The 2,998-nt window shown below is 44.8% G+C and carries 2 protein-coding genes; both read right to left on the bottom strand.

Going from position 1 to position 2,998, the window contains the following annotated elements; all coding sequences use genetic code 11:
* The coding region (locus AB4653_RS15005) for a methyl-accepting chemotaxis protein (RefSeq protein WP_372104608.1) at positions 1–1,456 on the bottom strand (1,456 nt) is incomplete at its 3' end.
* 188 nt (positions 1,457–1,644) lie between these two features.
* Positions 1,645–2,998 (bottom strand): sodium-dependent transporter (locus tag AB4653_RS15000; protein ID WP_372104605.1); only part of this gene is annotated, 1,354 nt, incomplete at its 5' end.

Genomic DNA, 2,998 nt, shown 5'->3' with positions numbered 1-2,998 from the left:
GTTCTTCTGCCGCAGTCGCAATTGAGTTAACCATGCTTTGTACGTTGCCCGCACCGCTAACAATTGCTTCTAGAGCCGATACCGCCCCTGTACTTTGCTCTACACCAATTTCAACTAAACGACAGTTGTCTTGAGTGTAAGTAACCGCTTCTTGAGTACCAGATTGAATAGATTGGATGATACCAGACACTTCTTGTGTTGCTTTAGTCGTTCTCTCCGCTAGCGCTCGTACTTCATCAGCTACCACGGCAAAACCACGACCGAACTCACCAGCACGCGCAGCTTCAATAGCCGCGTTCAGAGCCAAGAGGTTGGTTTGTTCTGCGATATCTTCGATTACCTTGATAACACTGCCAATCTGCTCGCCATGTGAACCCAGCGTGTTCATTTGTAACGACATGTCGCTCATTTGAGTAGACACTTGTTGGATGCTCGCAACCATCTCCACGATCACTTTACGACCGTCTTCTGCAGACGTTTCTGAGCGGCGCGCTTCTTCATAAGTAGAAGTACCTTGTTGCGCTACTTCAGAAATGGTTAAGCTTAGTTCTTCTGCCGCAGTCGCAATCAATGTCGCTTTATCTGCTTGAGCAGAGGCGCCAGATACGATGTCGTGGCTGATTGATGATAGCTCACCAGTAACGGATTGAACTTGGGTAGTCACTGATGAGATAGAACCGAGGAGATCGACCAATGACTTTTGCATCTGGTTGATCGATTGAGCAAGGTCAGCCAACTCATCACCAGAATCATCAACAATGTCACCTGCCGTTAGATCACCATTTGCTACGCGTCGTGCAACTTGCTCTACACGAGTTAAGCGATTAGTAATAGAGCTAGACAATACAAACGCAATTACGCAACCAAACACAATCGCAACCGCAGTCAACACCATAATCGTGCGTTCGATTGTAATAAACGAATCCGTTAGTGTTAGCAGAGCTCGCTCTGTATCAGCAATCTCACTTTCAGATGCTTGATCAAGCAAATTTTCAATCGGGATAAGATTACTCTCATACAAAGAGCGAAGCTGCTGGATATTTGATAACAATGCAGTTTCATCATTAAGCATAGGTACGAGCTTCGATTCAAACTCTTGAGTAAAGCGCCCCATTAGCTCTTCAATTCGCTGAACACGACGATGGTCCTCTGAGCCTTTACTCTCTAAACGCTTTGCTTCTTCAATTGCTTGAGAAAATTGAGTCTTATTAGCTCGATAATCATTGAGCGCATTACCGCCCTGAACAACCGCGCCCAAAGCATCACGGTAAACATCACCAGCTTCATCGATCAATATAAGGTAGGTAACAGTTCCTGGAACATCATCCAGTCTAATTTCATCAGAGCTCTCGTGAGCCCCAATCACTTCTATCGATACAATCCCTACTAACGTGACAAGCACCGCCAATATAGATCCAAAACCCAAATATAGTTTTTTTCTCACTGACAATTTCACAGAACACCTACCTAAAATAAATACAGGCCGATATAGCCTAACCGAAAGATATATCGGCCACCACACGGATAACTTTAGGGGACGATGTTTTTATTTCTCGAAAAACAATAAGTACGTCGCATAAAAAACGGGAGCCAATGGCTCCCGCTTATCAATTAACTTTAGTTTGCGATTAGAGTTTCTAAGAATTATAGCTTCTTAGAAATAAGCGCAGAGCCGGCAATGATACCAATACCTAGTAGCATGATTGCACCTTTACCGCTGTCGAAGCCAGAAGAGATACCCATGAACGCTACGATAGCGATAGCTACTGGGATGATGTACTTAACGAGTGTGTACCATAGACCGAATAGTGGGAAAGATACTTCACCGTCGTTAGTGATTTCTTTCTCTAGGTCAGCACGGTTTAGTCTCCAACCAGCGAAGATACATACCAACATACCGCCAACTGCTAGGAAGATTTTATCCGTTAGTAAGTCGAAGATATCAAATGCACCAGTACCAAACAGTGTTGGACCGAAACCGCCAAGTGATAGAGAAGCGAAGATACATAGAATCGCCATTACGACACTTGCAGACAGTACAGCTGTTACACGCTTCATGCCTTTCTCATCGATTAGGTACGAAACAACAACTTCAAGTAGAGATACTGAAGAAGTCAGTGCCGCTACACTTAGACCAACGAAGAACATAAGAGCAAATAGAAGACCAACTACGCCGCCCATTTCAGCGAATAGCTGAGGAACAACAACGAATACTAGACCAGGACCTGCTGCAGGCTCCATACCGAATGCGAACATTGCAGGGAACATTGCAACACCAGCTAGGATAGCAACGCCTGTATCCATCGCCGTAACCATAGCTGTAGTTTGAACTAGGTTCTCTTTCTTCTTAAGGTAAGAACCGTAAGTCAACATACAACCCATACCAAGAGATAGTGAGAAGAATGCTTGACCTAGTGCAGCTAGGATTACACCGCTGTCTACTTTAGAGAAGTCAGGGCTGAATAGGAATTCAAGACCAGCCATCGCGCCCGGAAGCATTAGGCCTTTGATTGATACCACGATAAGGATGATGAAAAGAAGTGGCATCAGAATCTTACCCGCTTTCTCAATACCGCCAGAAATACCCTTCATAACGATGACAACGTTAAGTAGTAGGTATAGGCCCATCCACATTAGTGGCTGAACTGGGTTTGAGATAAAGCCACCGAAGCTGTCGCCAATTGCTTCAGGTGCGTCTAGTAGACCACCAGCAATTTTACCGATGTATGCGATAGACCAGCCACCTACTACAGGGTAGAAACCCATGATAAGTAAACCACTGACTACGCCGATAACACCAGCGAACGTCCAGCGACGGTCAGTTGATTTAAATGCACCTACTGCTGATTTTTGCGTATGACGGCCAATCGCAAATTCAGTTAGCATCACACTAAAACCGATGAAGATTACAAAAAACAGATAAATTGCAACGAATGCACCGCCGCCACTTTCACCTGCTGTGTATGGGAATTTCCAGATGTTACCTAAGCCAACAGCA

This window comes from Vibrio sp. 10N.222.48.A3, assembly GCF_041475345.1.
Lineage (GTDB): Bacteria > Pseudomonadota > Gammaproteobacteria > Enterobacterales > Vibrionaceae > Vibrio > Vibrio tasmaniensis_A.
Note: the sequence above shows the minus strand (reverse complement) of the source record. Positions and strands in the feature narration are given on the sequence as shown.